Source organism: Streptomyces sp. NPDC050504 (assembly GCF_044458065.1).
In the GTDB taxonomy this organism is placed as follows: domain Bacteria; phylum Actinomycetota; class Actinomycetes; order Streptomycetales; family Streptomycetaceae; genus Streptomyces.
Window position 1 is genome coordinate 778,336 of the sequence record NZ_JBITHO010000003.1, and the last position, 14,930, is coordinate 793,265.

11 protein-coding genes are annotated in these 14,930 nt (G+C 72.6%); 6 read left to right on the top strand and 5 right to left on the bottom strand.

From position 1 onward, the window contains the following. The first annotated feature begins 78 nt into the window (after window positions 1-78). The 6 genes from hisC to ACIBNE_RS14420 all read left to right on the top strand — a co-directional run bounded on the left by hisC (window position 79) and on the right by ACIBNE_RS14420 (window position 10,620). Entirely contained in the window at window positions 79-1,158 is a 1,080-nt protein-coding gene (hisC, locus tag ACIBNE_RS14395) for a histidinol-phosphate transaminase (RefSeq protein ID WP_399271459.1), read from the top strand. A 247-nt stretch (window positions 1,159-1,405) separates the two neighbouring features. Then, a complete protein-coding gene (locus ACIBNE_RS14400) occupies window positions 1,406-2,914 on the top strand; it encodes a cytochrome ubiquinol oxidase subunit I (RefSeq protein WP_399271458.1) in 1,509 nt (502 codons plus the stop codon). An 11-nt stretch (window positions 2,915-2,925) separates the two neighbouring features. Then, window positions 2,926-3,933, top strand: a complete 1,008-nt coding sequence (cydB, locus tag ACIBNE_RS14405) for a cytochrome d ubiquinol oxidase subunit II (protein WP_399271457.1) — start codon at window positions 2,926-2,928, stop codon at window positions 3,931-3,933. A 44-nt stretch (window positions 3,934-3,977) separates the two neighbouring features. Next, the gene (gene cydD, locus ACIBNE_RS14410; protein ID WP_399271456.1) at window positions 3,978-7,532 is read left to right on the top strand and encodes a thiol reductant ABC exporter subunit CydD; all 3,555 of its coding nucleotides are present in this window, start codon (window positions 3,978-3,980) and stop codon (window positions 7,530-7,532) included. Window positions 7,533-7,551: 19 nt separating this feature from the next. Next, window positions 7,552-9,258, top strand: coding sequence for a GAF domain-containing sensor histidine kinase (locus tag ACIBNE_RS14415; RefSeq protein WP_399271455.1), 1,707 nt, complete (start codon window positions 7,552-7,554; stop codon window positions 9,256-9,258). 222 nt (window positions 9,259-9,480) lie between these two features. Then, window positions 9,481-10,620 carry a M23 family metallopeptidase gene (locus ACIBNE_RS14420; RefSeq protein ID WP_399271454.1) on the top strand — a complete coding sequence of 380 codons (1,140 nt, stop codon included), beginning with the start codon at window positions 9,481-9,483 and terminating at the stop codon, window positions 10,618-10,620. Between the two features lie 73 nt (window positions 10,621-10,693). Here ACIBNE_RS14420 and ACIBNE_RS14425 read toward each other — a convergent pair whose 3' ends face one another. From ACIBNE_RS14425 to ACIBNE_RS14445, 5 genes are all read right to left on the bottom strand, one after another. Beyond that, the gene (locus ACIBNE_RS14425) at window positions 10,694-11,554 is read right to left on the bottom strand and encodes a Cof-type HAD-IIB family hydrolase (RefSeq protein WP_399271453.1); all 861 of its coding nucleotides are present in this window, start codon (window positions 11,552-11,554) and stop codon (window positions 10,694-10,696) included. A 141-nt stretch (window positions 11,555-11,695) separates the two neighbouring features. After that, window positions 11,696-12,598 (bottom strand): LLM class flavin-dependent oxidoreductase, encoded by a 903-nt coding sequence (locus ACIBNE_RS14430; protein WP_399271452.1) that lies wholly within the window; start codon window positions 12,596-12,598, stop codon window positions 11,696-11,698. Between the two features lie 96 nt (window positions 12,599-12,694). Next, window positions 12,695-13,147 carry a hypothetical protein gene (locus ACIBNE_RS14435; protein WP_399271451.1) on the bottom strand — a complete coding sequence of 151 codons (453 nt, stop codon included), beginning with the start codon at window positions 13,145-13,147 and terminating at the stop codon, window positions 12,695-12,697. A gap of 96 nt (window positions 13,148-13,243) precedes the next feature. After that, window positions 13,244-13,810: an RNA 2'-phosphotransferase gene (locus ACIBNE_RS14440; protein WP_399271450.1), complete on the bottom strand. Its 567-nt coding sequence runs from the start codon at window positions 13,808-13,810 to the stop codon at window positions 13,244-13,246. 123 nt (window positions 13,811-13,933) lie between these two features. Further along, the gene (locus ACIBNE_RS14445) at window positions 13,934-14,875 is read right to left on the bottom strand and encodes a MerR family transcriptional regulator (protein WP_399271449.1); all 942 of its coding nucleotides are present in this window, start codon (window positions 14,873-14,875) and stop codon (window positions 13,934-13,936) included. Window positions 14,876-14,930: the final 55 nt, after the last annotated feature.

A 14,930-nucleotide genomic window follows, 5' to 3' on the forward strand; every position in this document is an offset into this window, starting at 1 on the left:
CCGGGGCATTCGCAGGCGCGGCGAATCCTCATAAGGTGAGTGGTATTGATCTGTACGGACGGTCGAGGAGGACCTGCGGTGAGCGAGACGAGCCCCAAGCTGCGCGCCGAGCTGGACGGCATCCCCACCTACAAGCCCGGCAAGCCGGCGGCCGCGGGCGGCCCCGTGGCGTACAAGCTGTCCTCCAACGAGAACCCCTACCCGCCGCTGCCGGGGGTCCTGGAGAGCGCGGTCGCGGCGGCCGGGAGCTTCAACCGCTACCCGGACATGGCCTGCACGGGCCTGATGAACGAGCTGGCCGATCGCTTCGGCGTGCCGGTCTCGCACGTGGCGACGGGGACGGGCTCCGTCGGCGTCGCGCAGTCGCTGCTCCAGTCCACGGCCGGCCCCGGTGACGAGGTCATCTACGCCTGGCGGTCCTTCGAGGCGTACCCGATCCTCACGCAGATCAGCGGTGCGGCGTCGGTGAAGGTGCCGCTGACGGACGGCGACGTGCACGACCTCGACGCGATGGCCGACGCGATCACCGACCGCACCCGGCTGATCTTCGTCTGCAACCCCAACAACCCGACCGGCACGGTGGTGCGCAGGGCGGAGCTGGAGCGGTTCCTGGACCGGGTGCCGTCCGACGTGCTGGTGGTGCTGGACGAGGCGTACCGGGAGTTCATCCGCGACGCCGACGTCCCGGACGGGATCGAGCTCTACCGGGACCGGCCGAACGTCGCCGTGCTGCGGACCTTCTCCAAGGCGTACGGCCTCGCGGGGCTGCGGGTCGGCTTCGCGGTCGCCCACGAGCCGGTCGCGGCGGCGCTGCGCAAGACCGCCGTGCCCTTCGGCGTGACGCAGCTGGCCCAGGACGCGGCGGTCGCCTCGCTGCGCGCCGAGGACGAGCTGCTCGGCCGGGTCGGGTCGCTGGTGGCCGAGCGCGCGCGGGTCTACGAGGGACTGGTGGGCCAGGGCTGGACGGTGCCCGAGACGCAGGCGAACTTCGTCTGGCTGCGGCTCGGCGAGCGTACGACCGACTTCGCGGCGGCCTGCGAGAAGGCGGGCGTCGTGGTGCGGCCGTTCGCGGGCGAGGGGCTGCGGGTCACGATCGGCGAGACCGAGGCCAACGACATCTTCCTGAAGGCGGCGGAGGCGTTCCGCAAGGAGCTGTAGGCGCGGGGCGGAGCTGCCCGCCGCGGTGCGAAGTCCCCCACGAGCGTCCCGTTCGTGGGGGACTTCGCCGTTCCCGGGCGGGATACCGCGGGTAGGGGACCCCCGGTCGAACGTCCCGAATGTCTGTGCGCCATAATGCTTGTGAATGTGAACGCGTTCACAAGCGTGTCCCGGTTCATCCCGTGATCAGTGGAATTAAAGGGGCAAACTGCCGCTGTGACCACGGCGACGTAAGGAGAAAGACGACGTGGACCTAGCTCTGGCGCCAGAGACCCTGGCGCGCTGGCAGTTCGGCATCACCACCGTCTACCACTTCCTCTTCGTTCCCCTGACGATCTCGCTCGCCGCGCTCACCGCCGGCCTGCAGACCGCCTGGGTGCGCACGGAGAACGAGAAGTACCTCAAGGCCACGAAGTTCTGGGGAAAGCTCTTCCTCATCAACATCGCGATGGGTGTCGTCACCGGCATCGTCCAGGAGTTCCAGTTCGGCATGAACTGGTCCGACTACTCGCGCTTCGTCGGTGACATCTTCGGCGCCCCACTCGCCTTCGAGGCGCTGATCGCGTTCTTCTTCGAGTCCACCTTCATCGGACTGTGGATCTTCGGCTGGGACAAGCTGCCGAAGAAGATCCACCTCGCCTGCATCTGGATGGTCTCGATCGGCACCGTCCTCTCCGCGTACTTCATCCTGGCCGCCAACTCCTGGATGCAGCACCCGGTCGGCTACCGGATCAACGAGGAGAACGGCCGCGCCGAGCTCACCGACTTCTGGGCGGTCCTGAGCCAGAACACCACCCTCACCCAGGTCTTCCACACCCTGACGGCGGCCTTCCTGGTCGGCGGCGCCTTCATGGTCGGCATCTCCGCCTTCCACCTGGCGCGCAAGAAGCACGTCCCGGTGATGCGCACCTCGCTCAGGCTCGGCCTGGTGACGGTGATCGTCGCGGGCCTGCTCACCGCCGTCAGCGGCGACTTCCTCGGCAAGGTGATGTTCAAGCAGCAGCCGATGAAGATGGCCGCCGCCGAAGCGCTCTGGGAGGGCCAGGACGGGGCGCCCTTCTCGCTCTTCGCCTACGGGGACGTGGACAAGGGCCACAACACCGTCGCCATCGAGATCCCCGGGATACTGTCCTTCCTCGCCAACGACGACTTCTCCTCGTACGTCCCCGGCATCAACGACACCAACAAGGCCGAGCAGGAGAAGTACGGGCCCGGCGACTACCGGCCCAACATCCCCGTCGCCTTCTGGGCGTTCCGCTGGATGATCGGCTTCGGCATGGCCTCCTTCGCGCTCGGCCTGCTCGGGCTGTGGCTGACGCGGAAGAAGTTCATGCTGCCGCAGCACCTGCGGACCGGCGAGGACGAAGTGCCGAACCTGGTGCTCTTCAAGAACAAGGCCCTGAGCCCGAAGTTCACCAAGCTCTACTGGCTCGTCGCCCTGTGGACCCTGCTGTTCCCGCTGATCGGCAACTCCTGGGGCTGGATCTTCACCGAGATGGGCCGTCAGCCCTGGGTCGTCTACGGCGTGCTGCGCACCGAGGACGCGGTGTCCCCCGGCGTCTCACAGGGCGAGGTGCTCACCTCGATGATCACCTTCACGCTGCTCTACGCGGTGCTCGCGGTGATCGAGGTCAAGCTCCTCGTGAAGTACATCAAGGCAGGACCGCCCGAGCTCACCGAGTCCGACCTCAACCCGCCCACCAAGATCGGCGGGGACGACCGCGACCCCGACCGGCCGATGGCCTTCTCGTACTGAGGAGTTGACGTATGGAACTCCATGACGTCTGGTTCGTGCTGATCGCCGTCCTCTGGATCGGCTACTTCTTCCTGGAGGGCTTCGACTTCGGGATCGGGATCCTCACCAGGCTCCTCGCCAGGGACCGCACCGAGAAGCGGGTCCTGATCAACACCATCGGGCCCGTCTGGGACGGCAACGAGGTGTGGCTGCTGACGGCCGGCGGCGCGACCTTCGCCGCCTTCCCCGAGTGGTACGCGACGCTCTTCTCCGGCTTCTACCTGCCGCTGCTGATCATCCTGGTCTGTCTGATCGTGCGCGGCGTCGCCTTCGAGTACCGCGCCAAGCGGCCCGAGGAGCGCTGGCAGACCAACTGGGAGCGGGCCATCTTCTGGACCTCGCTCGTCCCGGCGCTGCTGTGGGGCGTGGCCTTCGGCAACATCGTGCGCGGCGTGAAGATCGACCGCGAGATGGAGTACGTCGGCAACTTCTGGGACCTGCTGAACCCGTACGCCCTGCTGGGCGGACTGGTCACGCTGACGCTCTTCACCTTCCACGGCGCGGTCTTCGCCTCCCTCAAGACCGTCGGGGACATCCGGGACCGGGCACGGGCGCTCGCGCTCAAGCTGGGGCTCGTCACGGCGGTGCTGGCGCTCGCCTTCCTGATCTGGACCCAGGTCGACAAGGGCGACGGCAAGAGCCTGGTCGCGATGGTGGTGGCCGTGCTGGCGCTGGTCGGCGCGGTCGGGGCCATCAAGGCGGGGCGCGAGGGCTGGTCGTTCGCGCTCTCCGGGGTCACCATCGCGGCGGCCGTGGCGATGCTCTTCCTGACGCTCTTCCCGAACGTCATGCCCTCGTCGCTGAACCCGGAGTGGAGCCTCACGGTGACGAACGCCTCGTCGAGCCCGTACACGCTCAAGATCATGACCTGGTGCGCGGGGGTGGCCACTCCGGTGGTGCTGCTCTACCAGAGCTGGACCTACTGGGTGTTCCGCAAGCGGATCGGTACGCAGCACATCGCTGACGCTCCGTCGCACTAGCCGCACTAGCTGATGCCCCGTCGCACCAGTGGGAGATGTTTCACGTGAAACCGATCGATCCGCGTCTGCTCCGGTACGCCCGGTCCACCCGTCGCTTCCTCGTGGCGGTGGTGCTGCTCGGCCTGGTCGGAGCGGCGCTGGTCGTCGCCCAGGCGATGCTCGTCGCCGAGGTGGTGGTGGGCGCGTTCGAGGACGGGCACTCCGTCTCCGAACTGCGCACCGCGCTGGTGCTGCTGGCGGCGGTCGCGGTCGGTCGGGGGCTCGTGTCCTGGCTCACCGAACTGGCCGCCCACCGGGCCAGTGCGGCGGTCAAGAGCGAGCTGCGGGGGCGGCTGCTCGAACGGGCGGCGGGGCTGGGACCCGGTTGGCTGGGGCAGCAGAAGACGGGCTCCCTGGTGGCGCTCGCCACGCGGGGGATCGACGCGCTCGACGACTACTTCGCGCGCTATCTGCCGCAGCTGGGGCTCGCGGTGGTGGTGCCCGTGGCGGTGCTGGCGCGGATCGTCACCGAGGACTGGGTGTCGGCCGCGATCATCGTGGTGACGCTCCCGCTGATCCCGCTGTTCATGGTGCTGATCGGGTGGGCCACGCAGAACCGGATGGACCGTCAGTGGCGGCTGCTCTCCCAGCTCTCGGGGCACTTCCTGGACGTGGTCGCGGGGCTGCCCACGCTCAAGGTGTTCGGGCGGGCGAAGGCGCAGGCGGAGTCGATCCGGAAGATCACCTCCGAGTACCGGCGGGCGACCGTGCGGACGCTGCGGATCGCGTTCCTGTCGTCGTTCGCGCTGGAACTGCTCGCGACGCTCTCCGTCGCGCTGGTGGCGGTGACCATCGGGATGCGGCTCGTGCACGGGGAGATGGACCTGTACACGGGGCTGGTGATCCTCGTGCTGGCGCCCGAGGCGTATCTGCCGATCCGGCAGGTGGGGGCGCAGTACCACGCGGCGGCGGAGGGGCTCTCGGCCGCCGAGGAGATCTTCGAGGTGCTGGAGGCGGGCCCCGCGGGTGGCGGGGCGGTGCCCGGGGGCGCCGTGCCCCGGGGGGTGCGGATCGAGCTTCAGGGGGTGAGCGTTCGTCACGCCGGGCGCGGTGAGCCCTCGCTGGACTCGACCGATCTGGTCGTGGAGGAGGGCGAGACCGTCGCCCTGGTCGGGCCGAGCGGGTCCGGGAAGTCGACGCTGCTCGACGTGGTGCTGGGGTTCGTCCCGCCCGAAGAGGGGCGGGCGCTCGTCGGCGGCGTCGAGATCGGGGACGTGGACCTCGCGCTGTGGCGGGAGTCGGTCGCCTGGGTGCCCCAGCGGCCCCATCTCTTCGCGGGGAGCATCGCGGAGAACGTACGGCTCGCCCGGCCCGACGCCTCGGACGAGGCGGTGCGCGGGGCGCTGGAGGCTGCGGGGGCCTGGGAGTTCGTCGCCGGGCTGCCGCTGGGTGCCAGGACCCCGCTCGGGGAGGACGGGGCGGGACTGTCCGCCGGGCAGCGGCAGCGGCTCGCCCTCGCTCGGGCGTTCCTCGCGGACCGTCCGCTCCTGCTGCTCGACGAGCCCACCGCCGCGTTGGACGGGGAGACCGAGGCGGGGGTCGTGGAGGCGGTGCGGCGGCTCGCGGTGGGGCGGACGGTGCTCGTGGTCGTGCACCGGCCCGCGCTGCTCGCGGTCGCGGACCGGGTGGTGCGGATCGGGGCCGCGGGGGCTTCGGGGGCGGTGCTCGGTGCGGGTGCGGGTGCGGTGCTCGGTGCGGGGGTGGCCGGGGCGGGGCCGCTGCGCGGGGCCTCTCCCCTCCCTGCGCCTTCCCACGACCGGGGCTCGGCCCCCGCCCCCGAAGCGATGAGCGCTGCTCCTGTGCCCACCACCAAGCGGGTCAGGGGAATGGCCCGGGAACTTCGGGGGCGGCTCGGTCTTGCCCTCGTTCTGGGGAGCCTCGCCCTGGGGTCCGCCGTGGGGCTCATGGCCGTCTCCGGGTGGCTGATCTCGCGCGCCTCCGAACAGCCTCCCGTGATGTACCTGATGATCGCCGTCACCGCCACGCGCGCCTTCGGGATCGGGCGGGCCGTCTTCCGGTACGCCGAGCGGCTCGTCTCGCACGACGCCGTGCTGCGGATGCTCGCCGACCTGCGGGTCGCGGTCTACCGGCGCCTCGAACGCATCTCCCCCGCGGGGCTGCGCAGGACCAGGCGCGGTGACCTCCTCTCGCGGCTCGTCGCCGACGTGGACGCGCTCCAGGACTACTGGCTGCGGTGGCTGCTGCCGGTCGGCGCCGCCCTCCTGGTGGGCGTCGGAGCCGTCGGCTTCACGGGCTGGCTGCTGCCCGAGGCGGGCGCCGTGCTGGCCGTCGGGCTGCTCGTCGCGGGCGTCGGGGTGCCCGCGCTCAGCGGGGCCGTCGCGCGGCGCGCCGAGCGCCAGTTGGCGCCCGCGCGCGGCGAACTGGCGACCAGAGTCGTGGACCTGCTGCGCGGCATCGGGGAACTGACCGTGGCGGGCGCGCTGCCGAGTCGGCTGCGGCAGGCCAGGGAGGCCGACGCGGTGCTGACCGGGATCGCCGCGCGGGGCGCCGCCGCCACCGCGCTCGGCGCCGGGCTCACCGCCCTGGTCACCGGACTGACCGTGGCGGGCGCCGCGCTCGTCGGCGTCCAGGCCGTGGGCGACGGCAGGCTGCCCGGCGTACAGCTGGCCGTCCTGGTGCTGACGCCGCTCGCCGCGTTCGAGACCGTCGCCGGGCTGCCGCTCGCCGTGCAGTACCGGCAGCGCGTGAAGCGGAGCGCGGAGCGGGTGTACGAAGTGCTCGACGCCCCCGTCCCCGTCCCCGAGCCCGGGCGGCCCGTCGCGCCGCCCGCCGAGGTGTTCCCCCTGGTGCTCGACGGGGTGTCAGCGCGGTACGAGGGGCAGGAGCGGGACGCGCTCGCCGGGTTCGGGCTGCGGCTCGACGCCGGGCGGCGGGTCGCCGTCGTCGGGGCGTCGGGGTCGGGCAAGACGACCCTCGCCCAGGTGCTGCTGCGCTTCCTCGACGTGCGGCAGGGGACGTACGAGATCGGCGGGGTCGCCGCGCGGGCGATGGCGGGCGACGACGTCCGCGCGACCGTGGGGCTCTGCGCCCAGGACGCGCACGTCTTCGACAGCTCCGTACGGGAGAACCTGCGGCTGGCCAGGCCCGGCGCCGACGACACCGAACTGCGCGCCGCGCTGGCGCGGGCCCGGCTGCTGGAGTGGGTGGACACGCTGCCCGACGGCCTCGACACCCCGGTCGGCGAGCACGGCGCGCGGATGTCCGGCGGACAGCGGCAGCGGCTCGCCCTGGCGCGGGCGCTGCTCGCGGACTTCCCGGTGCTGGTGCTCGACGAGCCCGCCGAACACCTGGACCTGGCGACCGCAGACGCGCTCACCGAGGACCTGCTCGCCGCCACGGAAGGGCGTACGACGGTGTTGATCACGCACCGGCTGCGCGGCCTCGAAGCCGTCGACGAGATCGTCGTGCTGGAACGGGGACACGTCGTGCAGCGCGGGGAGTTCGGGGAACTCTCGGTCGTCGAGGGGCCGCTGCGGCGCATGCTGGAGAGGGAGCGGGAGACGGAAGGACTCTCACAGCCGACTTTCCTTGCCAAATAGGACTAACTAATCTCTAGGCATGCCAGCGCCGGACCCGAAGGACTCCCTTGACGCCGCGACCGAGGCGACCCGCAGCCTGCAGGGTCTGTCCACCGAGCTGACCGCCCGCGTCCCGCAGCTCCTGGAGGCGATGCGCTCCGTGGGCACGGGCCTCGAACTGCGCTCCACCCTCGACCGGATCTGCCGGACCGCCGCCGAACTCGCCGACGCCCGCTACGCCGCGATCGGCGTGGTCGACGAGGAGGGCGACGGCCTCTCGGACTTCGTGACGTACGGGGTCCCGCAGGAGGTCGCGGACCGGATCGGGCGCCGGCCCGACGGGCACAGGGGGCTGCTGGGCGCGCTGATCCACGACCCCGTGCCGATGCGGCTCGCCGACCTGCGGACCGATCCGCGCGCGGCCGGGTTCCCCGAGGGGCACCCGGTGATGCGGACCTTCCTGGGCGTCCCCATCCGCGTCCAGGGCGACATCTTCGGCAACCTCTACCTGACCGAGAAGAACGACGGCGGCGAGTTCAACGACTACGACCTGCACATGGTGCGGGTCCTCGCCACCGAGGCCGGGATCGCGATCGGCAACGCCCGGCTGTACGAGGAGGCCCGCCAGCGCGAGCGGTGGATCGACGGCTCGGTCGCCGTCACCACCGCGCTGCTCGCCGGGGGCGACGCGGACGACGCGCTCGCCGTCGTCGCCGAACAGGCGCGGCGGCTGGCCGCGGCGACGGCCGGGATGGTGCTGCTGCCCGCCGACGAGGGGGCCCTGGAGATCGTCGCGGTCGCCGAGGACGAGCCCTCGGGGGCGCTCGGCACGGTCATCCCGGGAGAGAGCCGGGTGGTCGCGACGCTGCTGAAGGGCGAGGCGGTGTTCGTCGACGACTCGGCGACCGACGACCGGATGCTCACCCGCCTCGCGGAGCGGTACGGGCCGAGCATGCTGCTGCCGCTGCAGAGCGGCGGGCGGGTGCTGGGCGCGCTCGCCACGCCCCGCGCGCGCGGCGAGCGCCCCTTCACGGAGGCGGAGCGCACCCTGGCCACGCAGTTCGCCTCGCAGGCCGCGCTGGCCCTGATGATGGCGGACGCCCAGCGCGACCGGGAGCGCCTCGCGGTGTACGAGGACCGCGACCGGATCGCGCGGGACCTGCACGACCTGGTCATCCAACGGCTCTTCGCCACCGGGATGATGCTGGAGGGCGCCCAGCGCAAGTCGGTGGTGCCCGAGGTGCAGACGGGCGTCGGGCGGGCGGTCGACGAGCTGGACGTGACGATCCAGGAGATCCGCACCGCCATCTTCGCGCTCCAGCAGGGACCGGCCGAGGCGCCGTCCGGGCTGCGCACCCGCGTGCTGCGGGAGATCAACATGGCGGCCGTGCCGCTCGGCTACAAGCCCTCGCACCGCTTCGTCGGCCCGGTGGACTCGCTGGTCGGGGAGTTGACCGGAAAGAACCTCATCGCGGCGCTGCGCGAGGCGCTGTCCAACGCCTTCCGGCACGCGCGGGCACAGCACATCGAGGTCGTGGTCGACGCGACCGTGACCCTGCCCGACGGCACGCCCGGGGTGCGGCTCTCGGTCGCCGACGACGGGGTGGGCATCCCGGAGGGCGGTCGGCGCAGCGGGCTGCGCAACCTGCGGCGGCGCGCGGAGTCGCTGGGCGGGTCGAGCGACTGCGGGCCGGGGATCGGGGAGGACGGGGCGGGGACGACCGTGGTGTGGGAGGCCCCGCTGTAGTTCCGGGTGCGGGTGCGGGTGCGGGTGCGGGTGCGGGTGCTGGCTCCGGCTCCGGCTCCGGCTCCGGCTCCGGAACGGACACGGAAGGTGGGTTTGGCTGCGGATCCGGCGGTCCCGCGCCGTGCCGTCCGTGTGTGCGGGCGCTGGTCCGTTGGCGGGACGCGGCGCCACGCGCCCGTGCGGTTGCGCCGAAACCCCGGCGCCCGGGGCGACGATCCTGGGATGCGAACGCGACGTACAAGGGGGCGCAGGCGCTGCCTGGGGGCGCTGGCGCTCTGCGCGCTGCTCACCCTCGCGCCCGACCCGTCCGCACACGCCGCCGACGGGCCGGCCGCACGCCCCGGTGCCGGTAAGGCCGCAGGTACGAGTGCCGGTACGGGGGCCGGTACGGGCAGTGCCGCGGGCGGGTCCGACGGGCCCCGCGCGGGCGCCCGGGTGGCGCGGCTGTACGAGCAGGTGGCGCGGGCCACCGACGCGTACGAGAGAGGCAGGCGCGCCGCCGGGCTGCGGCGCGCCGAGGCCCGGCGCCTGGAGGTGCGGCTCGCGCGGCAGCGCCGGGTGCTCGCCGGGCACCGCGCCGGTCTGGGCGCGGTCGCCCGCTCCCAGTACCGCGCGGGCGCCGGGCCCGTCGCGGACACGGCCCGGGTCCTCCTCGCGGGCGACCCCGAGCGGCTGCTGCGCGGCCGGTACCTGGCGCACCGGGCCGACCTGGCGCTGGCGCGGATGCTGGACCGGGCGGTGCTGGCCGAGCGGGTGCTCGTACGGGACGAGCGGCGCGCCCGGGACGCCTGGCGCGACCTGGAGGCGCGCACCGCGCGGCTCGCGCTGCTGCGGCGGTCCGTCGAGGCGCGGCTGAAGGCGGTGCGGGCGCGCCTGGAGAGGGACGCGGAGCGCAGCGTGGCGGCCGGGAAGTGCGACGGCGTCGTACGGATGGCGCAGCGCGGGCTGCCGGACGGCGGGGCGTGGGTCGCGCCGCTGGAGTCGTACGCGCTGTCGGCGGGGTTCGACCGTGCGGGCGAGCGCTGGGCGCACCGGCACACCGGGCAGGACTTCGCGGTCGCCGTCGGCACGCCGGTGCGGGCGGCCGGTGCGGGGCGGGTGGTCTCGGTGTCCTGCGGGGGCGGCTTCGGCATCGAGGTGGTGCTCGGGCACGCGAACGGCTGGTACACGCAGTACGCGCACCTGTCGGCCGCCGCCGTCGAGCCGGGCGAGCGGGTGCGGGCCGGGCAGTGGGTCGGGCAGGCGGGGACGACGGGCAACTCGACGGGGCCGCACCTGCACTTCGAGGTGCGGCTGACGCCGTACCTGGGGTCGGGCGTGGACCCGATGGGGTGGATGCGGGAGCACGGAGTGGTGCTCTAGGGGTACGGGGGTACAGAGGTACGGGGTGTACGGGGTACGGGGTACGGGACCCCGCCTCCGTTCCCGCCCCGGGCTACCGGCCTTCGAGGATGCGCTCGATCACGGCCGCCACGCCGTCCTCGTTGTTCGACTCCGTACGGCCGGACGCGGCGGCGAGCACCGCCGGGTGGGCGTTGCCCATCGCGTACGAGGCACCGGCCCAGCTCAGCATCTCGATGTCGTTCGGCATGTCGCCGAAGGCCACGACCTCCTCGGCCGAGATGCCGCGCTCGGCGCAGCACAGCGCCAGCGTGGACGCCTTGGAGACGCCGGGGGCGCTGATCTCCAGGAGCGCGGTGGGGCTGGAGCGGGTGACCTCGGCGCGCGGGCCCACGGCGGCGCGGGCCAGGCCGAGGAAGGCGTCGGGGGACAGCTCGGGGTGGAAGGCGAGGATCTTGAGGACGGGCTCGTCCGCCTCGGCGGCCGCCGCGTCCAGGAGCTTCTCGGCGGTGGCGATGGAGAGCGCCGGGTCCATGTGCAGCGGGGGATAGGCGGGCTCGTGCTGTATGCCGCAGGTCCGCTCGACGGCGAACGACGTGCCGGGTGCGGCGGCGCGCAGCGTGCCGACGACGTCCAGCGCGGTCTCCCGCTCGACGGGGCGGACCTTGATGAAGCGGGGTGCTCCCGCGCCGTCGTGCCGCAGGTCGACGACGGCCGCGCCGTTGCCGCAGATGGCCAGGCCGTGGCCGTGCACGTGGTCGCTGACGACGTCCATCCAGCGGGCCGGGCGGCCGGTGACGAAGAAGACCTCGATGCCCGCACGCTCCGCCGCGGCGAGCGCGGCGACGGTGCGCTCCGACACGGACTTGTCGTCGCGCAGCAGGGTGCCGTCCAGGTCGGTGGCGATCAGCCGGGGGACGGCGGGGACGCGGCGGGGGGCGGTAGCTGAGGTCACAGATCCATTCTCGCGTACGAGGTGCACGGTAGTGCGAGGGGGCGCACATTTGAGAGCGTGCGCCCCCTTATGGAATCGACGAGTTCCGGTCAGTCCGGGCCGGTCCCGCCGGGCGGAGCCGGCCTCGTGGCGGACGGCCGCTCAGAGCTGGGCGAGCGCCTCGGTGGCGATCCGCTCGAAGACCTTCTCGTCCGCCGCGAACTCGGAGTCGGGAATGGGCCAGTGGATCACGATTTCGGTGATGCCGAGCGCCTTGTGGTTCGCCGCGAACTCCACGAAGGCGTCGACGGACTCCAGCGGGCGCTGCCGGTCCGGCGTGAAGCCGGTGAGCAGGATCTTGTCGAGTTCGTCGGGGTTGCGGTCGATCGCCTCGCAGGCCGCGCCCAGCTTGCCTACCTGGCCCCTGATCGCCTCGACGGAGTCGGCGGGCGTGCCGGTCTCGAAGATCTTCGGGTCGCCCGTGGTCACCCACGCCTGGCCGTACCCGGCGGCCAGCTTCATGCCGCGCGGCCCGGTCGCCGCGACCGCGAAGGGCAGCCGGGGGCGCTGGACGCAGCCGGGGAGGTTGCGCGCCTCGTGCGCGGAGTAGCGCTCGCCCTCGTGCGTCACGGACGCGGGCGAGCGCAGCAGCCGGTCCAGGAGCGGCACGAACTCGCCGAAGTGGTCGGCCCGTTCGCGCGGCGTCCACTCCTGTCCCGGGCCGCGCAGGGTGGTGGCGTCGAAGCCGTTGCCGCCCGCGCCGACGCCGAGCGTGATCCGGCCGTCCGAGATGTCGTCCAGGGAGATCAGTTCCTTGGCGAGGGTCACCGGGTGGCGGAAGTTCGGCGAGGTCACGAGGGTGCCCAGGCGCATCCGCGAGGTCGCGGCCGCGGCGGCGGTCAGGGTCGGCACCGCGCCGAACCAGGGGCCGTCGCGGAAGGACCGCCAGGCGAGGTGGTCGTAGGTGTACGCGGTGTGGAAACCGAGTTCCTCGGCGCGCTGCCAGTGGCTGCGGCCCTCGTCGTTCCAACGGTAGATCGGCAGAATCACAGTGCTCAGGCGCATGGTCACGACCTTAAGGGCCCAGATCGCGGACCGTCGCACGGGCGAGCCGCCGCGCGGCCGGGGCGGTCGGCGCAGGGCCTGCCGGGACCGGGGCGGTCAGCGCAGGGCCCGGCTGAGCCAGGGGGAGAGGTACGGGAACGGGATCAGCTCCCGGTACGTCTCGTCGCCCGGCAGCGGCACGGTCAGCCAGTAGCCGGGCGGGAAGAAACGGCCCTTCACGTGCGCGAGGCCGCCGAGGACCGAGCGGAGGAAGGCGGGCGCACGGTCGCGCGGGACGTCCGCGAACTCCACGCCTTCGACGGTGATCTTCGCGTCGCCGTCGGGGAAGACGTGCACGGTGACGGCGGGCGGGCCCGACAGCTCCACGTACGCCTCGTGCGGCAGGCTGCCGTCCGTGTCGAGGGCGGTGAAGGCGCCCGCGGCGGTGCGCCGGGACACCTGGTCGGTGCCGATGTCGTCGCTGACGCGGATCTCCAGGCCGTGCTCCCCGGCGATCTCGCGGATCGCCGTGACGACGGCTTCGGTGCTGGCGTGGCGCGGCTGGTCCATGGAACGGATCATGCCCCGGCGGGCCGGGTCCTGGGAACGCGGGGCTTCCCGGAGAAAACGCGGGGCTTCCCGGAGAAGGGGGGGGCGGGGCGCGGTTCAGGGGCGCGGCTCGCCCGGCAGGCGGAGGAACCGCGGGGGTACGGCGTCGGTGAGCCAGACCCCGTTCTCGCTGACCAGGAAGGTGTGGCCCGCCCGGTGCATCGCGCCCGCGTCCACCGACAGGACCACGGGGCGGCCGCGGCGGGCGCCGACCCGGGTCGCGGTGGCCCGGTCGGGCGAGAGGTGGACGTGGTGGCGGTCCATCGGGCGCAGGCCCTCCGCGCGGATCGCGTCCAGGAAGCGGGCGACGGTGCCGTGGTAGAGGTACGCGGGCGGTTCGGCGGGCTCCAGGGCGAGGTCGACCGTGACGGTGTGGCCCTGGTTGGCGCGGATCCGGTCGCCGTCCGGGCCGGTCTCGACGGTGAAGCGCTTCTTGTCGTTCTCGGCGACCACGTGGTCCAGTTCGTCGCGCGTGATGCGCATGCCGTGTGCGGCGGCCGCGCCCAGCAGCTCCGCCACCGGCACCCAGCCGTTCGCGTCGAGGGCGATCCCGATGCGTCCGGGCTGGTGCCGCAGGTGTTTCGAGAGGTACTTCGACACCTTCACGGTGCGTCGTTCGTCCATCCCGTCAGCGTGCCGGATGTGACGATCGTCGCGCATCCGTTTTTGGCGCTCAGGTTTGATCCACAGTCAAGTGTGGTTTTCCACAGGGGGAGTTGAAGGTTCTGTGGACAAGTGACGCCGGATTCAAGGGTTTTGGTCAACTATTCTGCCATTTGTCACAGTTGGGGCTAGAGCGTCCAATGTCCGGCTCTGTAGCTCCCGTTCGGTCGCCGCGGTGATGAAGGCCGCCGCGTTCTGCGCGCCAACCAGCCGCTGTACGGCCCTGATCGTCCCGCCGGGCAGGGCCACGGAACGCAGCTCGTCATCCTTCGCCGGGGGCTCGTCCGGCACCAGGTGCTGCTGGAGGTGACGGGTCGCCAGGGTCTGCATGGCGCGCGCGAGTTCGGCGTCCACGGTCTGCTGGGCGAGCGGGCGCAGGCGGCGGACGAGCGAGGCGGCTTCGGCCGCGTCCGAGTCCGTCGGGGGCAGATGGCCGAGGTAGCGCGCGAAGACGTGCTCGGTGGTGAACTCCAGGAAGCGCGCGGCGATGTGTTCCACTTGGCCCCGAAGTTCCCGCAGGTGTCCGGAGATTGCGGTGAGCGGGACTCCCGCCGCGTACAACTCCACGGCCACGGAGAGTTCCTGTGGGCTCGGAACCAGGAATTCCGCCTCGTTCCCCGGCAGCCGCTGGAGCACCCCAAGCTCCACCGCCTCGGCGATCGCCTCCTCGTCGGGCGTGCCGCCGAACTTCTCGTCCAGATCGGCCCGGGAGATCCTGGCCGACTGCTCGTCGGTCCACGGCCCGTGCACCTCGGCGACCAGTCCGAGCACCCCGCCGAGACCGCGCCCGGAGTCCCACGCCTCCAGCAGCTCCTTGATGGACGCCAGGGTGTAGCCGCGCTCCAGCAGGTCGGCGATGCGGTGCAGCCTGGCCAGGTGCTCCTCGCCGTACACGTTGGCCCGGCCGCGCCGCTCCGGCTTGGGCAGCAGCCCGCGGTCCTGGTAGGCGCGGATGGTGCGGACCGTGGCGCCGCTGAGATGCGCCAGGTCCTCGATGCGGTACTCGACCGCCGACGCCTCGGACAAAACCACTCCCCACTCGACCCGTCGCGGCGCGGCCCACCGCGCCCGAGCGATGGTA